The 20,212-nt window shown below is 73.1% G+C and carries 19 protein-coding genes; 8 read left to right on the top strand and 11 right to left on the bottom strand.

Annotation, left to right across the window (positions count from 1 at the left end; all coding sequences use genetic code 11):
* Window positions 1–422: 422 nt before the first annotated feature.
* The 9 genes from proC to ACFZAT_RS14850 all read right to left on the bottom strand — a co-directional run bounded on the left by proC (window position 423) and on the right by ACFZAT_RS14850 (window position 8,955).
* Entirely contained in the window at window positions 423–1,232 is an 810-nt protein-coding gene (gene proC, locus ACFZAT_RS14810; protein ID WP_391264304.1) for a pyrroline-5-carboxylate reductase, read from the bottom strand.
* 74 nt (window positions 1,233–1,306) lie between these two features.
* A complete protein-coding gene (locus ACFZAT_RS14815) occupies window positions 1,307–2,062 on the bottom strand; it encodes an ABC transporter permease (protein WP_391264305.1) in 756 nt (251 codons plus the stop codon).
* Complete coding sequence (locus ACFZAT_RS14820) at window positions 2,059–2,826, bottom strand: ATP-binding cassette domain-containing protein (RefSeq protein WP_391264307.1); 768 nt, start codon at window positions 2,824–2,826, stop codon at window positions 2,059–2,061. The genes ACFZAT_RS14815 and ACFZAT_RS14820 overlap by 4 nt, the downstream gene beginning before the upstream one ends.
* Before the next feature lie 58 nt (window positions 2,827–2,884).
* Window positions 2,885–3,673, bottom strand: coding sequence for a methyltransferase domain-containing protein (locus tag ACFZAT_RS14825; protein ID WP_391264309.1), 789 nt, complete (start codon window positions 3,671–3,673; stop codon window positions 2,885–2,887).
* A gap of 33 nt (window positions 3,674–3,706) precedes the next feature.
* On the bottom strand, window positions 3,707–4,249 hold the full coding sequence (locus ACFZAT_RS14830) for a hypothetical protein (RefSeq protein WP_391264310.1): 543 nt from the start codon (window positions 4,247–4,249) through the stop codon (window positions 3,707–3,709).
* A gap of 70 nt (window positions 4,250–4,319) precedes the next feature.
* The gene (ilvD, locus tag ACFZAT_RS14835) at window positions 4,320–6,173 is read right to left on the bottom strand and encodes a dihydroxy-acid dehydratase (protein WP_391264312.1); all 1,854 of its coding nucleotides are present in this window, start codon (window positions 6,171–6,173) and stop codon (window positions 4,320–4,322) included.
* 301 nt (window positions 6,174–6,474) lie between these two features.
* Window positions 6,475–7,098, bottom strand: coding sequence for a TetR family transcriptional regulator (locus ACFZAT_RS14840; RefSeq protein WP_391264314.1), 624 nt, complete (start codon window positions 7,096–7,098; stop codon window positions 6,475–6,477).
* Window positions 7,095–7,922: a TIM barrel protein gene (locus ACFZAT_RS14845; protein ID WP_391264317.1), complete on the bottom strand. Its 828-nt coding sequence runs from the start codon at window positions 7,920–7,922 to the stop codon at window positions 7,095–7,097. Before ACFZAT_RS14845 ends, ACFZAT_RS14840 begins: the two co-directional genes overlap by 4 nt.
* An 82-nt stretch (window positions 7,923–8,004) precedes the next feature.
* Window positions 8,005–8,955: a Ppx/GppA family phosphatase gene (locus ACFZAT_RS14850; protein WP_391264319.1), complete on the bottom strand. Its 951-nt coding sequence runs from the start codon at window positions 8,953–8,955 to the stop codon at window positions 8,005–8,007.
* Window positions 8,956–9,095: 140 nt separating this feature from the next.
* Here ACFZAT_RS14850 and ACFZAT_RS14855 point away from each other — a divergent pair, with 140 nt between their 5' ends.
* Window positions 9,096–9,869 (top strand): hypothetical protein, encoded by a 774-nt coding sequence (locus ACFZAT_RS14855; RefSeq protein ID WP_391265007.1) that lies wholly within the window; start codon window positions 9,096–9,098, stop codon window positions 9,867–9,869.
* Window positions 9,870–9,897: 28 nt separating this feature from the next.
* On the opposite strand, the gene ACFZAT_RS14860 is transcribed toward ACFZAT_RS14855, so the two are convergent.
* Window positions 9,898–11,739 (bottom strand): hypothetical protein, encoded by a 1,842-nt coding sequence (locus ACFZAT_RS14860; protein ID WP_391264321.1) that lies wholly within the window; start codon window positions 11,737–11,739, stop codon window positions 9,898–9,900.
* A 134-nt stretch (window positions 11,740–11,873) separates the two neighbouring features.
* On the opposite strand from ACFZAT_RS14860, the gene radA reads away from it, so the two are divergent.
* On the top strand, window positions 11,874–13,286 hold the full coding sequence (gene radA, locus ACFZAT_RS14865; RefSeq protein WP_073966310.1) for a DNA repair protein RadA: 1,413 nt from the start codon (window positions 11,874–11,876) through the stop codon (window positions 13,284–13,286).
* A gap of 125 nt (window positions 13,287–13,411) precedes the next feature.
* On the top strand, window positions 13,412–14,536 hold the full coding sequence (gene disA / locus ACFZAT_RS14870; protein WP_391264324.1) for a DNA integrity scanning diadenylate cyclase DisA: 1,125 nt from the start codon (window positions 13,412–13,414) through the stop codon (window positions 14,534–14,536).
* Window positions 14,537–14,572: 36 nt separating this feature from the next.
* On the opposite strand, the gene ACFZAT_RS14875 is transcribed toward disA, so the two are convergent.
* Window positions 14,573–15,340, bottom strand: coding sequence for a hypothetical protein (locus tag ACFZAT_RS14875; RefSeq protein WP_391265008.1), 768 nt, complete (start codon window positions 15,338–15,340; stop codon window positions 14,573–14,575).
* Between the two features lie 333 nt (window positions 15,341–15,673).
* Here ACFZAT_RS14875 and ACFZAT_RS14880 point away from each other — a divergent pair, with 333 nt between their 5' ends.
* The 5 genes from ACFZAT_RS14880 to cseC all read left to right on the top strand — a co-directional run bounded on the left by ACFZAT_RS14880 (window position 15,674) and on the right by cseC (window position 20,212).
* The gene (locus ACFZAT_RS14880) at window positions 15,674–16,576 is read left to right on the top strand and encodes an A/G-specific adenine glycosylase (RefSeq protein WP_391264326.1); all 903 of its coding nucleotides are present in this window, start codon (window positions 15,674–15,676) and stop codon (window positions 16,574–16,576) included.
* Window positions 16,577–16,883: 307 nt separating this feature from the next.
* Entirely contained in the window at window positions 16,884–17,432 is a 549-nt protein-coding gene (locus ACFZAT_RS14885; protein ID WP_391265009.1) for a SigE family RNA polymerase sigma factor, read from the top strand.
* The gene (locus ACFZAT_RS14890) at window positions 17,420–18,145 is read left to right on the top strand and encodes a hypothetical protein (RefSeq protein ID WP_391264328.1); all 726 of its coding nucleotides are present in this window, start codon (window positions 17,420–17,422) and stop codon (window positions 18,143–18,145) included. The genes ACFZAT_RS14885 and ACFZAT_RS14890 overlap by 13 nt, the downstream gene beginning before the upstream one ends.
* Window positions 18,146–18,155: 10 nt before the next feature.
* The gene (gene cseB, locus ACFZAT_RS14895; RefSeq protein WP_073966314.1) at window positions 18,156–18,860 is read left to right on the top strand and encodes a two-component system response regulator CseB; all 705 of its coding nucleotides are present in this window, start codon (window positions 18,156–18,158) and stop codon (window positions 18,858–18,860) included.
* A complete protein-coding gene (gene cseC, locus ACFZAT_RS14900) occupies window positions 18,857–20,212 on the top strand; it encodes a two-component system sensor histidine kinase CseC (RefSeq protein ID WP_391264330.1) in 1,356 nt (451 codons plus the stop codon). The genes cseB and cseC overlap by 4 nt, the downstream gene beginning before the upstream one ends.

The raw sequence follows: 20,212 nt of genomic DNA on the forward strand, positions 1-20,212 counted from the left end.
ACTCTATCAGACTCTTTCGTGTCCGATTCCCGGTCGAAGCGGGTCAAGCGATTTTCGCTTTCCAGTTCTTCGCTTTCGCGTTTCCCTTTCCGGCGAGTCCGACTCTATCAGATCCTTTCGGGCCTGATTCCCAGTCAGCGGGGCTTGCCTTCCCGGCCGTTGGGCCGTTCCGACGAGTGAGACATTAGCGGATTCCTGGACTCCGACGCCAATCGGGGTCGCGCCCTTTCGAACGCGGATTCCTCATTTCGCATAAGCGCACGCCAAGACATGCGACAACTGTCGCGTGCTCGTTGTATTTCTTGCGGAATGGCTGTCCGGGGACCGACCGGGGTCGGCGCTCACGTCGGACAACTCGGAGCACACTACGGATCGGGAGAGGGCGTGTCAACCCCGGGGTGGCCGGGGTCGACGCGTGGGTGTCAGCCGTTGCCGGAGGCCAGTTCGCGGCTGCGGTCGCGGGCGGCTTCGAGGGCTGCGATGAGGGCCGCGCGTACGCCGTGGTTCTCCAGCTCTCGGATGGCGCTGATCGTGGTGCCGGCCGGGCTGGTCACGGCCTCGCGGAGCTTGACCGGGTGCTCGCCACTGTCCCGGAGCATCACGGCGGCGCCGATCGCGGCCTGGACGATGAGGTCATGGGCCTGGGCGCGCGGCAGGCCGAGCAGGATGCCGGCGTCCGTCATCGCCTCGACCAGGAAGTAGAAGTACGCCGGGCCCGAGCCGGACAGGGCGGTGGCCGCGTCCTGCTGGGACTCCGGGACGCGCAAGGTCTTGCCGACGCCCTTGAAGATGGCGTCCGTCGAGGCGAGGTGATCGCCCGTGGCGTGGCTGCCCCCCGAGATGACCGACATGCCCTCGTCCACCAGGACCGGGGTGTTCGGCATGACGCGGACGACCGGGGTGCCGGCGGCGAGGCGGTCCTCGATGAACGCGGTCGTGATGCCGGCCGCCGCACTGATGACCAGGCGGTCCGCGGTGAGGTGCGGGGCCAGCTCGTCCAGGAGGCGGCCCATGTCCTGCGGCTTGACCGCGAGGATCAGGATGTCGGCCCGCTCGGCGGCCTCCGCGTTGGTGACCGCGTCCACGCCGTAGCGGTCGTGGAGTTCGGCGGCCCGGTCCGAGCGGCGGGTGGTGACCAGCAGGTTCGACGGGCGCCAGCCGGCCCGGATCATCCCGCTGAGCAGGGCCTCGCCGATCTTGCCGGTGCCGAGGACTGCAACTGTCTGGGTCATGCCGTTCACCCTCCGGGCGGTGCTCGATGTGCGCGGTGCTCAGTGCTCGTCGGCGCCATCTTCGCACCGCCCCGTCAGGCGGTGCGGCGGCGGAGGGTGGCCGCGCCGAGGGCCAGGACGAGCAGGGCGCAGCCCGCCACGACGAGGACGTCGCGGACGAAGTCCCCGGTGACGTCGGTGTGGTGAAGGACCTGGTTCATCCCGTCCACGGCGTACGACATCGGCAGCACGTTCGAGATGGCTTCGAGGAACGGCGCCATCCGGTCGCGCGGGATGAACAGGCCGCAGAGCAGCAGTTGCGGGAAGATCACCGCGGGCATGAACTGCACGGCCTGGAACTCGGAGGCCGCGAACGCCGACACGAACAGGCCGAGTGCCGTGCCGAGCAGCGCGTCGAGCAGGGCGACCAGGAGCAGCAGCCACGGCGATCCCATGACGTCCAGGCCGAGGGCCCACACCGACAGGCCGGTGGCCAGGAGCGACTGGAGGACGGCGACGGCGCCGAAGGCGAGCGCGTAACCCGCGATGAGGTCGCCCTTGCCGAGGGGCATCGCGAGCAGGCGCTCCAGGGTGCCGGAGGTGCGTTCGCGCAGGGTGGCGATCGAGGTCACCAGGAACATCGTGATCAGCGGGAAGATCCCGAGGAGCGAGGCGCCGGTCGAGTCGAAGGTCTGCGGGCTGCCGTCGAAGACGTACCGCAGCAGGGTGATCAGAAGGACCGGGATCAGCAGGAGCAGCGCGACCGTACGGGGGTCGTGGGCGAGCTGGCGCAGGACGCGGCCGGCGGTGGCGAGGGTGCGGGCCGGGGTCAGGGGGGCCGTGGTGCTCATCGGGCGTTCTCCTTGCGGTGGGCGGCCGCGTCGACCAGGTGGAGGAAGGCCGCTTCGACGGTGTCGGTGCCGGCGGCGGTGCGCAGGGCGTCCGGGGTGTCGTCGGCGAGGATCTCGCCCCCGCGCATGAGGAGGAGGCGGTGGCAGCGCTCGGCCTCGTCCATGACGTGGGAGGAGATGAGGAGCGCGGTGGAGCGTTCGGCGGCGAGGGTGTGGAAGAGCTGCCACAGATCGCGGCGCAGGACCGGGTCGAGGCCGACGGTCGGTTCGTCCAGGACGAGCAGGTCCGGGGTGCCGAGGAGGGCGACGGCGAGCGAGACGCGGGTGCGCTGGCCGCCGGAGAGGTTGCCGGCGAGGGCGTCCTCGTGGCTGGTCAGGTCGACCTCGGTGAGCGCGCGGGTGACGGTCTGGTGGCGGGCGTCGCGGTGGGCGCGGCCGGGCCGGAGGATCGCCGCGAAGTAGTCGAGGTTCTGGCGGACGGTGAGGTCGGTGTAGACGGAGGGCGCCTGGGTGACGTACCCGACGCGGGGGCGGAGGGAGGGGTGTCCTGCGGGGCTGCCGAGGACCTTGAGGGTGCCGGTGACCTTGGCCTGGGTGCCCACGACAGCGCGCATGAGGGTGGATTTGCCGCAGCCGGAGGGGCCGAGGAGGCCGGTGATCCTGCCGGGTTCGACGGTGAAGTCGAGGCCCTTGAGGACCGTGCGGCTGCCTCGTTGGACGGTGAGGCCACGGGCCTCGACGGCGACGCCCGAAGAATTCATCATGTGATGAATATTGGCTCGGCGGGGCATCGCCGTCAAGGGACGGGGCGGGGCTGTCGGCTCAGCGCACGGCCGCGTGCAGCTCCACGACGTACGCCTCCTCCACCGTGCCGTCCGGGAACTCCGCCAGGAGCCGGTCCCGCTCCTCGGCGAGGAAGCCCCGGGCCGCCTCGTCGTCCATGGTCAGGAACGCGGAGTGGCTGCCGAGGTTGTCGACGTGGGTGGTGAGGGGGACGCGCCGGGTCCACGGGACGCGGCGGTACGTGAAGTCGAGGTCCGGCGGCAGGCCGCGGTCCTGGTCGGCCGCGCCGTGGGAGCCGCGTCCCAGCTCCTCCGGCCCGACCCCGAAGAAGCGCAGGAGCCGTTCCCCCTGGGCGGCGATCCACGGGACCGTGCGGTCTGAGACGTTCCACCAGAGGGCGAGCGTGCCGCCCGGCCGCAGGACGCGCCGGACCTCGGCGGCCGCGCGGGCGTGGTCGGTCCAGTGCCAGGACTGGGCGTACGTGATCAGGTCGGCCGAGGCGGTCGCGAAGGGGAGCCGGTTGCCGTCGCCCTGTACGAGCGGAGCGTCCGGGAGGTCCCGGCGCAGCTGGGCGGCCATGCCGGGCCCGGGTTCGACGGCGACGACGCGGGCGCCCCGGTCGAGGAGGCGGCGGGTCGAGATGCCGGTGCCCGCGCCCACGTCCAGGGCGCGGGCACCTCGCAGGGGGCGTCCGGCGATGTCCTCGACGGCGTCGAACAGCGCGTCCGGGTAGCTCGGGCGGGCGGCGGCGTACTGGGCGGCGGCCCGGTCGAAGGACAGGGCACGCGTGGGGCCCGGGACGGCGCCCGGTGAGTGTGTCGTGGTCATGCGGCCATCGTGCCCGGTGGCCGCACGGCCGCGTCAGCCGCGGCGGCCCTTCTTCTTGCGGGCGGCCGGGTTGCCGGTGCGGGAGGCGCGGCGCTTCGCGTACCGGGCGACGGCCTCCTCGTACTCCGTGCGCCGCAGCTTCTCACCGGGCGCCTCGGTGAACGTACGGAAGAAGTACGCGAGCAGCGAGCCGATGAAGCCGATGGCCTTCAGGCCGCGCAGGTTCTCCTCGCGGGCCGGGTCGGCGGGGCGGCGGCTGAAGCCCTCCCAGGTCTTGCGGAAGGCGACCGCGCTGCAGAGGGCGAACATCGCGACCACCAGCACGCCGACGAAGCCGCCGACGTCGGCGATCTCCAGGCCCTGGTACGCGAAGCGCAGGACGAAACAGGCGGCGGCGGCCGCGAGGAGGGAGCCGGCGGCGGCTCCGGCGCGGCGCAGACCGTAGTGGCCGTCGTGGGCGACCCAGGTGGTGCCGAAGAAGCGGAGGGGCTCGGGCTGCGGGCCCTGCGGGGTGCCGGCCGCGGGCTCGGACGGGCCGGGGGCCGCGCCTTCGGGGGTCTCGCTGTTCTCGCTCACGGGGTCGATTATCCCGCAGGGTCGGGGGGCGCCGGGGGGCCGTGCGTGCGGCCCCCCGGTCCTGCTTGCGTCAGCCCAGCTTCGAGACGTCGCGGACGGCGCCCCGGTCGGCGCTGGTCGCCATCGCGGCGTACGCGCGAAGGGCGGCCGAGACCTTGCGGTCGCGGTTCTTCGGGGCGTAGACGCCGTTCAGGGCCTCGCGGCGGGCGGCCAGTTCCTCGTCGGGGACCAGGAGGTCGATCGAGCGGTTCGGGATGTCGATCCGGATGCGGTCGCCGTCCTCGACGAGCGCGATCGCGCCGCCGGAGGCCGCCTCGGGCGAGGCGTGGCCGATGGACAGGCCCGACGTGCCGCCGGAGAACCGGCCGTCCGTGATCAGGGCGCAGCTCTTGCCGAGGCCGCGGCCCTTCAGATACGAGGTCGGGTAGAGCATCTCCTGCATGCCGGGTCCGCCCTTGGGGCCCTCGTAGCGGATGACGACGACGTCGCCCTCGTTGACCTGCTGCGTGAGGATCTTCTGGACGGCCTCCTCCTGCGACTCGCAGACGACGGCCGGGCCCTCGAAGGTCCAGATGGACTCGTCGACACCCGCCGTCTTCACGACGCAGCCGTCCACGGCCAGATTGCCGCGCAGGACCGCGAGGCCGCCGTCCTTGGAGTAGGCGTGCTCCACGGAGCGGATGCAGCCGCCCTCGGCGTCCTCGTCCAGGGTGTCCCAGCGCTCGGACTGGGAGAACGCCTCCGCCGAGCGCACGCAGCCGGGGGCGGCGTGCCACAGCTCGACGGCCTCCGGCGCCGGGGAGCCGCCGCGCACGTCCCAGGTCTTCAGCCAGTCGGCCAGCGACGGGCTGTGCACGGAGTGCACGTCCTCGTTGAGCAGGCCCGCGCGGTGCAGTTCGCCGAGGAGGGCCGGGATGCCGCCGGCGCGGTGCACGTCCTCCATGTAGTACGTGCGGTTCTTGCCGACGTTGGGGGCGACCTTGGCCAGGCACGGGACGCGGCGCGACAGGGCGTCCATCTCGGTCAGGCCGTAGGCGACGCCCGCCTCCTGGGCGGCGGCCAGGAGGTGCAGGATCGTGTTGGTGGAGCCGCCCATCGCGATGTCGAGCGCCATGGCGTTCCCGAAGGCGGCGGCCGTGGCGATGTTGCGGGGCAGGACCGATTCGTCGTCCTGCTCGTAGTAGCGGCGGGTCAGGTCCAGCACCGTGCGGGCGGCGTTCTCGTAGAGCGCCTTGCGTGCGGTGTGGGTGGCCAGGACCGATCCGTTGCCGGGGAGCGAGAGGCCGATGGCCTCGGTCAGGCAGTTCATCGAGTTGGCGGTGAACATGCCGGAACAGGAACCGCAGGTGGGACAGGCGTTCTCCTCGATACGGAGGATGTCCTCGTCGGAGATCTTGTCGTTGACCGCCTCCGACATCGCGTCGACCAGGTCGAGCGTGCGGACGGTGCCGTCGACCAGCGTGGCGCGGCCCGACTCCATCGGGCCGCCGGAGACGAAGACGGTCGGGATGTTCAGGCGCAGGGCCGCGTTGAGCATGCCCGGGGTGATCTTGTCGCAGTTGGAGATGCAGATCAGCGCGTCGGCGCAGTGCGCCTCGACCATGTACTCCACGCTGTCCGCGATGAGGTCGCGGGAGGGGAGGCTGTAGAGCATGCCGCCGTGGCCCATGGCGATGCCGTCGTCCACGGCGATCGTGTTGAACTCGCGCGGGATGCCTCCGGCGGCGACGACCGCCTCGCTGACGATCCGGCCGACGGGGGCCAGGTGGGTGTGGCCGGGCACGAACTCCGTGAAGCTGTTGGCGACGGCGATGATCGGCTTCCGGCCGATGTCCGCGCCGGGTACCCCGGAGGCGCGCATAAGGGCGCGGGCGCCCGCCATGTTGCGGCCGTGGGTGACTGTGCGGGACCTCAGCGTGGGCATCGTCCTGTCGCTCCTTCTGCGTTGAAGACTGCTCCCGAGCGTACGCCGTTGGTGCCAGGATGTGGACCGGGTGTCCGCTATGCGGAAGCGTGCGGGGGCGGGGGGCGCCTGCGGCGGGCGTTGTCCCCTGCCCGCCCCTTCCCGGAACCGGGGCGCTGCCCCGGGCCCCGCTCCTCAAGCGCCGGAGGGGCTGAGTTTCCGCGGCGGGGTGGGTCTGCGACGGCAGCGGCACAATCAAGCCCCTGCGGCGATTGAGCAGCGGGGGTCGGGGGGCAGCGCCCCCGACAACGGTGCCGCGGGCTTACGCGGACGGCTCCGTCAGGTAGCGCTGGAGGGTCGGGGCCACCATCGCGACGATCTTCTCCGGCGGCGCGGACGCCAACGGCTCGGCCCGCAGCACGTACCGCACTATCGCGATGCCCACCATGTGCGAAGCCGCGAGCTCCGCGCGGAACGTCGCGTCCGGGACGTCCAGGCTCGCCGCCACGCGTTCCAGCAGGCGGCGCAGGACGAAGCTGCGGAGGACCGTCGCGGCGGCCTCGTGGGTGAGGGCGGAGCGGAGGACCGCGAGGAGGGGGGCCCGGGTCGTCGGGTTCTCCCAGATGCCGATGAAGGCGCGGGCGAGGCGTTCGCCGACGTCGGCGGTGTCGCCTTCGAGGACGGCCGGGACGAGCAGGGCCGGCTCGAAGGACAGCTCGATCGCGGCGGCGAAGACCTCGTCCTTCGTACCGAAGTAGTGGTGGACCAGCGCGGAGTCGACGCCGGCCGCGCGGGCGATGCCCCGGACCGAGGTCTTGTCGTACCCGCGCTCGGCGAACTCCGTGCGGGCGGCCTCCAGGATGCGGGTGCGCGCGTCCGGGCCGGTGTCCGAAGCGGCGCGGGCGGGGCGGCCCCGGCGCCTGGGGCCCGGTGCGTCGGGAGTCATGAGCGGGGCGCGCGCTCGGGGGACGCGGCGAGGTGGAGCCGGGTGAAGGCCAGCGCCTCCGCGAGGTCGGCCTCGCGTTCGGCGGTGGACATCGCGCGGCGGGTGTTGACCTCGATGACCACGTGCCCGTCGAAGCCGGAACCGGCCAGCCGCTCAAGGAGTTCCGCGCAGGGCTGGTCGCCCCGGCCGGGCACCAGGTGCTCGTCCTTGTTGGAGCCCTTGCCGTCGGCCAGGTGGACGTGGGCCAGCCGGTCGCCCATCCGGTCCACCATGGCGAGGCCGTCCGTGCGCGCGGTGGCGGTGTGCGACAGGTCCACCGTGAAGTGCCGGTAGTCGTCGTTGGTGACGTCCCAGTCGGGGGCGTACGCGAGCATCTCGCGGTCCCGGTAGCGCCACGGGTACATGTTCTCGACGGCGAAGCGGACGTCCGTCTCGTCGGCCATCCGCCAGATTCCGGTGACGAAGTCCCGGGCGTAATTGCGCTGCCACCGGAACGGGGGGTGCACGACGACCGTCGACGCGCCCAGCTTCTCGGCGGCGGCGCGGGCCCGCTGGAGTTTGACCCACGGATCGGTCGACCAGACCCGCTGGGTGATCAGCAGACACGGCGCGTGCACGGCGAGTATCGGCACCTGGTGGTAGTCGGAGAGCCGGCGCAGCGCCTCGATGTCCTGGCTGACCGGGTCGGTCCAGACCATGACCTCGACGCCGTCGTAGCCGAGGCGCGCGGCGATCTCGAAGGCCGTCGCCGTCGACTCCGGATAGACCGAGGCCGTCGACAGGGCGACCTTCGCATCCGGGACGCGCACCACTGGTTCTGCCACGCAGACAGCGTACGGGCAGTGCTGCGCACCGCCGAGGGAGAGCGGCGGAAAGTGACCAGGGCCGCACCACGCCCCCCGCACCTCAGTCCAGCGCCGCTTCCCCGGCCGACGGCAGGTGGTCCAGGCGGCGCAGGATCACGCCCTCGCGCAGCGCCCACGGGCAGATCTCCAGCTCGTCCACGTCGAGCAGATCCATCGCGCCTTCCGCGACCAGCGCCCCGGCCAGCAGTTGCGCGGCCCGGCCCTCGGAGACGCCGGGCAGGGTCTGCCGCTCCTCGGCGGTCATCGCGGCCAGCTTCGGCACCCACTCCTCCAGCGCCTTGCGGCTGAGGGTGCGCGGCACGTACTGGCCCTCGGCGGAGCGCGCCGCGCCCGCGATCCTGGCGAGCTGCTTGAACGTCTTGGAGGTGGCCACCACATGGTCCGGGCGGCCGATGCGCGTGAAGTCGCCGACGCTGCGGGCGATGCGCGCCCGTACGTGCCGGCGCAGCGCCTTGACCTCCGCCGGGTCCGGCGGGTCGCCCGGCAGCCAGCCGGCGGTGAGGCGCCCGGCGCCCAGCGGCAGCGAGACGGACGCGGCCGGTTCCTCGTCCATGCCGTACGCGATCTCCAGCGAGCCGCCGCCGATGTCGAGGACCAGCAGCTTGCCCGCCGACCAGCCGTACCAGCGGCGGGCGGCGAGGAAGGTGAGCCGCGCCTCCTCCGTACCGCTGAGGACCGCGAGGCCGACGCCGGTCTCCTCCCGTACCCGCTCCAGCACCTGGTCGGCGTTGCTCGCGTCGCGTACCGCGGAGGTGGCGAAGGCGAGGACGTCCTCGCAGCCCTTGTCCTCGGCTGCTTCGAGCGCGCCCGCGATGGTCCCGACCAGCCGGTCCACGCCGAGCGGACCGATCGCGCCGTCCTCGTCGAGGAGTTCGGCGAGGCGCAGCTCGGCCTTGTGCGAGTGCGCGGGCAGCGGGCGGGCGCCGGGGTGGGCGTCCACCACCAGCAGATGAACCGTGTTCGACCCCACGTCGAGGACTCCGAGTCTCATGCAGGGCACGCTACTGCGGGCGGCGGACTTACTCTGGGCCCGTGCCAAAGACGAAAAAGGCGAAGCCGGGCAAAGCCACGAAGAAGCGGGACATCGAGGCGGAGACCCCGCAGGACATCAAGCACGTCGAGAAGGTGGAGATGCACACGCCGCTGGCGGAGCCCGACCCTTCCGACGAGACGGAGCCGGACTTCCCCCGCGCCTGGGTGGAGTTCCCCGACCCCGCCGACGACGAGCAGGTCTTCCGCTGCGATCTGACGTGGCTGACGTCGAGGTGGACGTGCATCTTCGGCAGCGGCTGCCAGGGCATCCAGGCGGGCCGCGCCGACGACGGCTGCTGCACACTGGGCGCCCATTTCTCGGACGAGGACGACGAGAAGCGCGTGGCCGGTCATGTGGCGCGCCTCACTCCGGAGCTGTGGCAGTTCCACGACGTGGGTACGGAGACGGGCTGGACCCAGACCGACGAGGACGGCGACCGCCAGACGCGGCGCTGGCAGGGCTCCTGCATCTTCCAGAACCGGCCGGGCTTCCCCGCCGGGGCGGGCTGCTCGCTGCACATCCTGGCGCTGCGGGAGGGCCGGGAGCCGCTGGAGACCAAGCCGGACGTGTGCTGGCAGCTGCCCGTACGGCGTACGTACGAGTGGATCGACCGGCCCGACGACACGCGGGTGCTCCAGGTGTCGATCGGTGAGTACGACCGGCGGGGCTGGGGCCCGGGCGGCCATGACCTGCACTGGTGGTGCACGTCGGCGACCTCGGCGCACGGGGCCGGTGAGCCGGTGTACGTGTCGTACCGGCCGGAGCTCATCGAGCTGATGGGCAAGGAGGCGTACGCCACGCTGACCGAGCTGTGCGAGCAGCGGCTCGCCTCGCTGCTGCCGATGGCCCCGCACCCGGCGGACCCGGCGTAGGGCTTCTCCTTCGGACCGGGCCGCATGGTCAGTCCGCGGGGGGCGGGGTGCTCGGCCCCTTCGGCGGGGCGGGTGGTTCCGACGAGCCGGTGGGGTCCGGGGGCGGGCTCGTCTCGGACTCCGTGGGCGTCGGCGTGGGCGTCGGGTCGCTCGGGTCCGGCGTCGGCGTGGACGGGTCCGGGGTGCTCGGGTCCGGGTCCGGCGGGGTGGACCTCGGCGGGACCGGGCGCGGGTGGAGTCCGCGCGGCGTGGCGCCGGGGGTGGGCGCCTTGGCCCCGTAGCCGTGCAGGGCGACGACCGCGCCCGAGGGGGCGACGGTGAGGTGGGCGGTCCAGGGCCCCGCGGGCTGCCGCGCGTGGTCCACGAGGGCACGGATCGTGACGCTGCCACCGGCCGGGAGCTTCCCGGAGGTGCGGCTCAGGCGCACCCAGGACCGGTCGGTGGCGACGGACCAGGAGACCGGGCCGGCCTTCGACGCGGTGAGGGTGATCAGGGTCGCGGAGCCGGCCGTGCCGGTCCGCACGGTGAGCCGGCCCCCGCCGTGCGCGCCGGGCTCGCGGGAGGGGTCGGTGCCCTTGCTGACGATCTCAGCGGAGACCTCGGGCCGGGAGTCCTTTCCGGTGAAGCGGGAGCCGGCGTCCGGGCGGGCGTTGCCTGCGTTCTCGTAGTCGTCGTAGGGGGTCTGCGTCGTGCCGGTCCCGTTGTCGGCGGCGCTGACCGCCGGGCCGTCTCGGCCCTCGCCGGTGAGGGGCGCGCCCCGGTAGGCGGACCACAGGGCGATGACCGGGGCGGCGACCACGGTGGCGACGACCGTCGTCGTCATGACCCGGGAGCGCAGCCGGTCGCGGCGGGCCGCGTGGTCCTTGGGGTCCATGGGGAAGCCGGTGCGGTCGAAGCGGGGTGTGGCGGACCGATTCTTCTGGTGTTTCTGCGCGTGCAGCATGGCCACGTACGCGGACGGCCTCGGGGCCTCCACGACCGGCAGCACGGCGGCCGGGGTCACCGTCTTCCCGGGCCACGGCCCCTCGGCCCCGGCGCGTTCGGCGGCGCGGCGGCAGCGCGGGCAGTCGTCCACGTGCCGGACGAGCTCGCGGCGGAGCGTGGGCGAGAGGAGGGCGCGGTGGTCGCCGGTGAGCCGGCCGGCCGTGGGGCAGTTGCCCGTCTCGACCACGGCGAGGGCGGCCCTGGTGCGCTCGACCTCGCAGGCGGCGCCCGCCAGGAGCTCCCGGGCGGCCGTGGCGTCGAGGCCGAGGACGGCGGCGACGGCGCGCGGGGTCAGCCCGTGCCGGACGGCGAGCTCCAGGGCCTCGCGCTGTTCCGGCGTGGTGCCCGCGGCCTCGGGCCAGGCCAGCTGGGCCAGCTCCCTGCGGTGCGCCTCGGCGGCGGGGGCGCTTTCCGTGGCCTCCGCCGGGGCGGGCGCGGCTGCGTGGGCGGCCGGTGACGCGGGCCGCGCCGCGCGGCGGGCGGGGCGGGCGGCAGCGCCGGCGTGGCGGTCCTCGTCGGCGGGTCTGCGGTGCGGGGGGCGGGCGGGGTCGGGGCGGCGGTGGGCGCGGCGGCCCTGCTTCTGCTCGGTGAGCCGGCGCAGACAGGTCCACCTGGCCAGGGCGTACAGCCAGGTTTTACGTTCCTCCTCGCCGGCCGGGCAGCGGGAGCCCTGGCGTTCGGCGAGGGCCAGGACGCCGCCCAGCGCCTCGGTGGCGGCGTCGTGGTCGCAGAGGACGGAGAGGCAGTAGGTGAAGAGGCCGTCGAGATGCGGCTCGTAACGGGCGGGCGGCTTCTTCGGCGCGGCGTGCGAGGAGTGGGGCGCGCGATGCTGTCCGCGGTGCGCGCCGGGGGTGTTCGTCGGAGTCTCCAGCCTGCTGCTCGTCACCTTGCGACCGTAGGCGCGGCGGCTTCGCCCCTCGCACTCCTTGAGTAGATTTAACCCTTACGGGTGAACGTATCGCGCGATAAGGGACAGCCGTTCCCGGCCGCGCTGTCAGTGCCCACCGATACGGTGGCGCCATGGCTGCCCGTACGAAATCCGCGAAGGACCGGCCGTCCTACCGCTGCACCGAATGCGGCTGGACCACCGCGAAGTGGCTCGGCCGTTGCCCCGAGTGCCAGGCGTGGGGGACGGTCGAGGAGTTCGGCGGCGCGCCCGCCGTCCGGACCACGGCCGCGGGGCGGGTCTCCACCGCCGCGCTGCCCATCGGCCAGGTCGACAGCCGGCAGGCCACCGCCCGGCCGACCGGGGTGAGCGAGCTGGACCGGGTGCTGGGCGGGGGTCTGGTGCCCGGGGCCGTCGTGCTGCTCGCGGGCGAGCCGGGCGTCGGGAAGTCCACGCTGCTGCTCGACGTCGCGGCCAAGGCGGCGACCGACGAGCACCGCACGCTGTATGTGACGGGCGAGGAGTCCGCCTCCCAGGTCCGGATGCGGGCCGACCGGATCCGGGCGATCAGCGACCACCTGTATCTGGCGGCGGAGACCGATCTGTCGGCGGTCCTCGCCCACCTGGACGCGGTCAAGCCCTCGCTGCTGATCCTGGACTCGGTGCAGACCGTGGCCTCGCCGGAGATCGAGGGCGCGCCGGGCGGGATGGCGCAGGTCCGCGAGGTGGCGGGGGCGCTGATCCGGGCCTCCAAGGAGCGCGGGATGTCGACGCTGCTCGTGGGCCATGTCACCAAGGAGGGCGCCATCGCCGGGCCCAGGCTCCTGGAGCACCTGGTGGACGTGGTGCTGTCGTTCGAGGGCGACCGCCATGCCCGGCTGCGCCTGGTGCGCGGCGTCAAGAACCGGTACGGGGCGACCGACGAGGTCGGCTGCTTCGAGCTGCACGACGAGGGGATCACCGGGCTCGCCGATCCGTCCGGCCTGTTTCTCACGCGGCGCGACGAGCCGGTGCCGGGCACCTGCCTGACCGTGACGCTGGAGGGGAAGCGGCCCCTGGTCGCGGAGGTACAGGCGCTGACGGTGGACTCGCAGATCCCGTCCCCCCGGCGGACCACGTCGGGCCTGGAGACCTCCCGGGTGTCGATGATGCTCGCGGTCCTGGAGCAGCGCGGCCGGATCAGCTCGCTGGGCAAGCGGGACATCTACAGCGCGACGGTGGGCGGTGTGAAGCTGTCCGAGCCGGCCGCCGACCTGGCGATCGCGCTGGCGCTGGCGAGCGCGGCGAGCGACACACCGCTGCCGAAGAACCTGGTGGCGATCGGCGAGGTGGGCCTCGCGGGCGAGGTCAGACGGGTCACGGGGGTCCAGCGCAGGCTGGCCGAGGCGCACCGGCTGGGGTTCACGCACGCCCTGGTCCCGACCGATCCGGGCAAGGTCCCGGCCGGTATGAAGGTGACGGAAGTGGCCGACATGGGCGACGCCCTCAGGGCGCTCCCGCGCCGGACCCGCGCACAGGCCCCCCGGGAGGACGACGCACGCCGGTAGACTTTGCCCTGGTCTCGCCCGTCCGTACGAACGGCACGTGGGACGTAGGGTCCTTCGATCGGATCCGGCCTGTTTCCGACCGACAGGCCACGAGGGCACCGCAAACCTGTGACCGGAGGAGTGCAGTGGCAGCCAGCGACCGGGCAGCATCGCCCGGAAAGTCCGGCCAAACCACGGGCAACGAGGCGCTGATGCGCGCCTCGTTGAGCGCCGTCGCGCCCGGAATGGCCCTGCGGGACGGCTTGGAGCGCATTCTCCGCGGCAACACCGGGGGTCTGATCGTGCTCGGCATGGACAAGACCGTCGAGTCGATGTGCACGGGCGGCTTCGTGCTGGACGTGGAGTTCACCGCGACCCGGCTGCGGGAGCTGGCCAAGCTGGACGGCGCCCTGATCCTCGACAAGGACATGACCAAGATCCTGCGCGCGGGTGTGCAGCTGGTCCCGGACGCGTCGATCCCCACCGAGGAGACCGGCACCCGGCACCGCACCGCGGACCGGGTCTCCAAGCAGTGCAATTTCCCGGTCGTCTCGGTCTCCCAGTCGATGCGCCTGATCGCGCTGTACGTGAACGGGGAGCGGCGGGTCCTGGAGGAGTCGGCGGCGATCCTGTCCCGCGCCAACCAGGCCCTCGCCACGCTGGAGCGGTACAAGCTGCGGCTCGACGAGGTCGCCGGGACGCTCTCCGCGCTGGAGATCGAGGACCTGGTGACCGTCCGGGACGTGACGGCGGTGGCCCAGCGCCTGGAGATGGTCCGCCGGATCGCGACGGAGATCGCGGAGTACGTGGTGGAGCTCGGCACCGACGGCCGGCTGCTCTCGCTCCAGCTGGACGAGCTGATCGCGGGCGTGGAGCCGGAGCGCGAGCTGGTCGTGCGGGACTACGTGCCGGAGCCGACGGCGAAGCGTTCGCGCACGGTGACGGAGGCGCTGACCGAGCTGGACTCGCTGACCCACACCGAGCTGCTCGAACTCCCGGTGGTGGCGCGGGCGCTGGGCTACAGCGGCTCGCCCGAGACGCTGGACTCGGCGGTGTCGCCGCGCGGTTTCCGGCTGCTGGCGAAGGTGCCGCGGCTGCCGGGCGCGATCATCGACCGGCTCGTGGAGCACTTCGGCGGTCTGCAGAAGCTGCTCGCGGCGAGCGTGGACGACCTCCAGACGGTGGACGGGGTCGGCGAGGCCCGGGCGCGCAGCGTGCGCGAGGGCCTGTCCCGGCTGGCCGAGTCGTCCATCCTCGAACGGTACGTGTAGCCCTCCGGCACTCCCCCGGGACGTCCGCCCCGGCGCTCAGTCCTTCGCGAGGACGAACGAGGCGCGCTGCACGGGCTGGCCCGGCGCCTTCGCCTCCACGAGGTACGTGCCCGGCTTGGCCTTGCCCGGCGGCGGCGTCGCGCACTTGGGGGCGCTCTTCGCCCGGTCCCACTGAACGGTGTGCACGACGGTCGTCCCGGCGGGCACCTCGATCAGGGCGGGCTTCGGGTCGCGCGGGCAGTCCTTGGACGACCAGACCTCGTCGTCGTCCCCGCCCGCCTCGGTGACGGTGAGCACCGCGCTCTTCGGCCCGAAGTCGGCCTTGCAGGCGGTGGACGAGGTGTTCGTGACGAACAGCCGGAACTTCGGCTTCTCGTCGGGGGCGTAGCTGAGTTCGGTCTTCAGGGAGATCCGGATCGCCCCGGCGGTGCAGTCGGCGAGCGAGGAGCCGGCCGGGACCGGACGCGCGGCCTGCGCGCCTTCGCCCGTACCGGAGCCGGTGGAACCGGAAGCGGAACCCGAACCGGTGTCCTGGCCGCCGCCGTTGGCGTCCGAGGAACCCGAGGAGCCGCCCGTACCGGCGGAACCGCCGCCCGAACTGCCGTCCTTGTCACCGCCGCTGCCGCCGGAGCCGTCCGACTCGCCGCTCCCGCCGGGCTGTTCGGTGATCGCGGGGCCGGAACCGGAGGGTCCGGGCGTGATCGATCCCGCAGGGCCCGAGCTCGGCGGCTTGGAGTCGTCGTGGTGATCCCCGTTGCCGCCACCGGAGGTGACGGCCCATGCGATCAGCAGCGCGAGCAGCACGACCAGGGCCGCCGCGACCGCCCTCCGTCGCCAGTAGATGCTGGAGGGTAGCGGACCGATCGGATTGCGCAGAGATCCCACGGCGCAAACTGTACGAGAGATCCGGCCCAACTCCCGCCCCACCCGCCGCCTTGATCCCCAAGTTTTCCGGATCATCATCCCGCGAGGGCCAGTTCGGGCACCGGAAGTGCGCGATGTGACCTCGTGCGACGAAACGTTTGCGCACGGTGATCACGTCCGGGCGGGCGGAAAACGGGTCATCGGCCAGTTGCCGCAACGGCTCGCGGGGCGTGGGGCCTCTGACCGGAACGCCGTGTCAGGATCGAAGGTGCGATGACTGCCACGACTGCGACACAGACGCCCCCCGCCTCCCTCCACGCCCCCGTGATCGGGTGGTTCGACCAGCACGCCCGCGATCTGCCCTGGCGCCGCCCCGAAGCGGGTGCCTGGGGTGTGATGGTGAGCGAGTTCATGCTGCAGCAGACCCCCGTCAGCCGGGTCCTCCCGGTGTACGAGCAGTGGCTCGCCCGCTGGCCGCGCCCCGCCGACCTCGCGGCCGAGCCGCCCGGCGAGGCGGTCCGCGCCTGGGGCCGGCTCGGCTACCCGCGCCGCGCTCTGCGCCTCCACGGGGCCGCCCAGGCGATAACGGAACGCCATGGCGGAGACGTACCGAGTGAGCACGCCCAGCTCCTCGCCCTGCCCGGCATCGGCGAGTACACGGCGGCGGCCGTGGCCTCGTTCGCGTACCGGCAGCGTCACGCCGTCCTCGACACCAACGTCCGCCGGGTCTTCGCACGGGCCGCGTCCGGCATCCAGTACCCGCCGAACGCGACGACGGCCGCCGAGCGCAGGCTCGCCCGGGAGCTGCTGCCCGACGAGGACGAGCGGGCGGCCCAGTGGGCGGCGGCCACGATGGAGCTGGGCGCCCTCGTCTGCACCGCGAAGAACGAGGACTGCTCGCGCTGCCCCATCGCGGAGCAGTGCGCCTGGCGGCTGGCCGGGAAGCCCGCGCACCAGGGGCCGCCGCGCCGGGGTCAGACCTACGCCGGCACGGACCGGCAGGTGCGCGGCAGGCTCCTCGCCGTGCTGCGCGAAGCGGTCGGCCCGGTGCCGCAGGCGGCGCTGGACACGGTGTGGGACGAGCCGGTGCAGCGCGCCCGCGCGCTGGACGGGCTGGTCGCCGACGGGCTGGTCGAGCCGCTGGCCGGCGGCCGTTACCGGCTGCCGCTGACCTGAGGGTCCGGGTCGTCCCACCCGCGTAACAGCGTCCGCCCGCCTTCGTAACAACGGCGGACAGGGTCCGTCCGCTCCGTGACAATGACGGGGCGGGCGGGCCTTTCGCGCGTCCGGCGCGGGATCGTTTGTCCGGTCTCCTCCCCGCGCTGTTACACAACCGATGGACAGCCGTGCGTCCGCCTACGGCTGCCCCGCACAGCCTCGTGACAACCGCTCCGTAGCGTCTGCGACGTCAGCCGGAAACGACCACCGGCGGGCGGCGGTACGAGCGGTTCAACGGGGATCCACGGGGATGGAGGCGGTTGTGATGGCGCAGGGCGAGGTGCTCGGCTTCGAAGAGTACGTACGGACCCGGCAGGAGGCGCTGCTGCGCAGTGCGCGCCGGCTCGTCCCGGACCCGGTGGACGCCCAGGACCTGCTCCAGACCGCGCTGGCCCGGACCTACGGCCGCTGGGACCGCATCGAGGACAAGTCCCTCGCCGACGCCTATCTGCGCCGCGTCATGATCAACACCCGCACCGAGTGGTGGCGGGCCCGCAAGCTGGACGAGGTGCCCACCGAGCAGCTGCCCGACGCGAGCATCGAGGACGGCACCGAGCAGCGCGCCGACCGCGCCCTGCTGATGGACATCCTGGGCGTGCTGGCTCCCAAGCAGCGCAGTGTCGTCGTCCTGCGACACTGGGAGCAGATGAGCACGGAGGAGACGGCCGCGGCGCTCGGCATGTCGGCCGGTACGGTGAAGAGCACGCTGCACCGTGCGCTGGCGCGGCTGCGCCAGGAGCTGGAGAACAGGGAAGCGGCGAGCCGGGAAGTCCGGCTCGCCGAGGAGCGGGGGCGGGAGCGGTGCGCGGCCTGACAGGCAGCGGTGACGACGGCACGGTCACCGGCACAACGGGCGGGGGAACGGCCGGCGCCGGCAGGCGCCGGCTGACCGGCTGGGCGGCGAGCAGCGCGGCCCTGGCCGGCCTCGCCGTCTTCGGGCTGTTCGCCGTCAGCTGCTCCACCGGCGGCACGGGGACCCGGGACGAGGGCCCGGCGGGCGCCGAGCCGGTCGTCCGGGTCACCCCGAGCAGCACGGCCGCCTCCACCGCGAAGCCCGCGCCCCGGGTGGACGCCGTGGCGCTGCTCAAGGCCGATCCGAAGGTGAGCGGGCGGATCCGGACGGACCTGAAGGCGTGCAGCGGCGACGAGTACCCGGTGGACACCTCGTACGGCAGGATCACCGGCGGCCCGTCCGCCGACGTCGTGGTGAACGTGATGACCTGCGGCGACTCCGTGGGGGTCGGCACCTACGTCTACCGGCCGCGTGCCAACGGCACGTACGAGAACGTCTTCACCGTCGAGCAGCCCGCCGTCTACGGCACGATCGACCGCGGGGACCTGGTGGTGACGACCCAGGTGTACGAGAAGAAGGACTCGGTGGCCTATCCCTCGGGCGACGAGGTGATCACGTACCACTGGGCGAACGGCCGGTTCCACGAGCAGGACCGGGTGCGCAACGACTTCAACCGGGCCGTGGGCGCCGGTGACGGGGACCTTCCCGAGCCCACGGAACCGCCGAGGAACTGAGAGCTTTCCGATGGCCGAGACCCATGTGCTGTTCGTCGAGGACGACGACGTCATCCGCGAGGCCACCCAGCTCGCGCTGGAACGGGTCGGATTCGCGGTCACCGCGGTGCCCGACGGGCTGGCCGGCCTCGAAGCCTTCCGGGCGGACCGTCCCGACATCGCGCTGCTCGACGTCATGGTCCCCGGTCTGGACGGGGTCAGCCTGTGCCGCCGCATCCGGGACGAGTCGACGGTCCCCGTGATCATGCTGTCGGCGCGGGCCGACTCGATCGACGTGGTCCTCGGCCTGGAGGCCGGGGCGGACGACTACGTGACCAAGCCCTTCGACGGGGCGGTCCTGGTGGCCCGGATCAGGGCGGTGCTGCGCCGCTTCGGCCACGCTTCGGGCGGCCGGGCCGACGGCGGGCAGCCGGAGCCCGAGGCCGTCGGCGGGGTGCTGGTCTTCGGGGACCTGGAGGTCGACACCGAGGGCATGGAGGTCCGCAGGGGCGGTGCGCAGGTGGCGCTGACGCCGACCGAGATGCGGCTGCTGCTGGAGTTCTCCTCGGCGCCCGGCACCGTACTCTCCCGCGACAAGCTCCTCGAACGGGTCTGGGACTACGGCTGGGGCGGGGACACCCGGGTCGTGGACGTCCATGTGCAGCGGCTGCGCACGAAGATCGGCCAGGACCGGATCGAGACGGTCCGCGGCTTCGGCTACAAGCTGCGGGCATGAGGCGGCCCGCCCTGCGGACGGGTGTCCGCTGGAAGATCAGCATCGCCATCGCGGCGGTCGGCGCGCTGATCGCGGTGGCGCTGAGCCTGGTGGTGCACAACGCGGCCCGGGTCTCGATGCTGGAGAACGCCCGCGAGGTCCAGCTGGAGCGGCTGACCTACGCGCAGCTGCTGTACGAGGCGAAGAAGACGAAGAAGGCCGACCCCCGGTTCGGGGCGAAGCTCAACGATCCGACGATGCCGCAGAGCCTGCGCGAGGAGGTCCGGCGCAACCGCCGGGCCACGCATGTGGAGGAGTCCGGCGGGGTGCCCGACGTCTGGGCGGCCGTGCCGGTGGGCAACGGGAACGTGCTGTCGCTGCACACCCGGTTCGCGGACCGCTCGACCACGATCATGGGCGACCTGGACCGGGCCCTGATCATCGGTTCGGTCTCGGTGGTCCTCGGCGGCTCCGCGCTGGGCGTGCTGATCGGCGGCCAGCTCTCGCGCCGGCTGCGCAAGGCGGCCGCGGCGGCGGGCAAGGTCGCCCAGGGCAACACGGACGTCCGGGTCAGGGACGCGGTCGGCGGGGTCGTGCGCGACGAGACGGACGAGCTGGCCGGTGCGGTGGACGCGCTGACCGACGCGCTGAACGGCCGGATCGAAGCGGAGCGCCGGGTCACCGCGGACATCGCCCACGAGCTGCGTACGCCGGTGACCGGGCTGCTCACGGCGGCCGAGCTGCTGCCGCCGGGCCGCCCGACGGAGCTGGTGCGCGACCGGGCCCAGGCGATGCGCACGCTGGTCGAGGACGTCCTTGAGGTGGCCCGGCTGGACAGCGCCTCGGAGCGGGCCGAGCTCCAGGAGATCGCGCTCGGCGAGTTCGTCAGCCGGCGGGTGGCGCTGCTGGATCCGGAGGTCCGGGTCCAGATCGTGCACGACTCCTGGGTCAACACGGACCCCCGCCGCCTGGAGCGCATCCTGGGCAACCTGCTGGGCAACGCGGCCAAGCACGGGTCGACCCCGGTGGAGGTCACGGTCGAGGGCCGGGTGGTCCGGGTCCGCGACCACGGGCCCGGTTTTCCGGCGGCGCTGCTGCGGGAGGGGCCGAGCCGCTTCCGTACCGGGTCGACCGACCGGGCCGGGCACGGGCACGGTCTCGGGCTGACCATCGCTGCGGGCCAGGCCCGGGTGCTCGGGGCCCGGCTGACCTTCCGGAACGCGGCGCCGGAGGGCGCGGCGGAGGGCAGCGGCGGGGCGGTCGCGGTGCTGTGGCTGCCCGAGCACGCGCCGACGGCCACGGGCAGCTATCCGATGCTCCAGTTCGCGGAGCAGCGGAGCGCGGTGGAGTCGGAGGCCGAGAAGGGGCGCTGA

Source organism: Streptomyces sp. NPDC008163 (genome assembly GCF_042956885.1).
Classification (GTDB): Bacteria; Actinomycetota; Actinomycetes; order Streptomycetales; family Streptomycetaceae; genus Streptomyces; species Streptomyces drozdowiczii_A.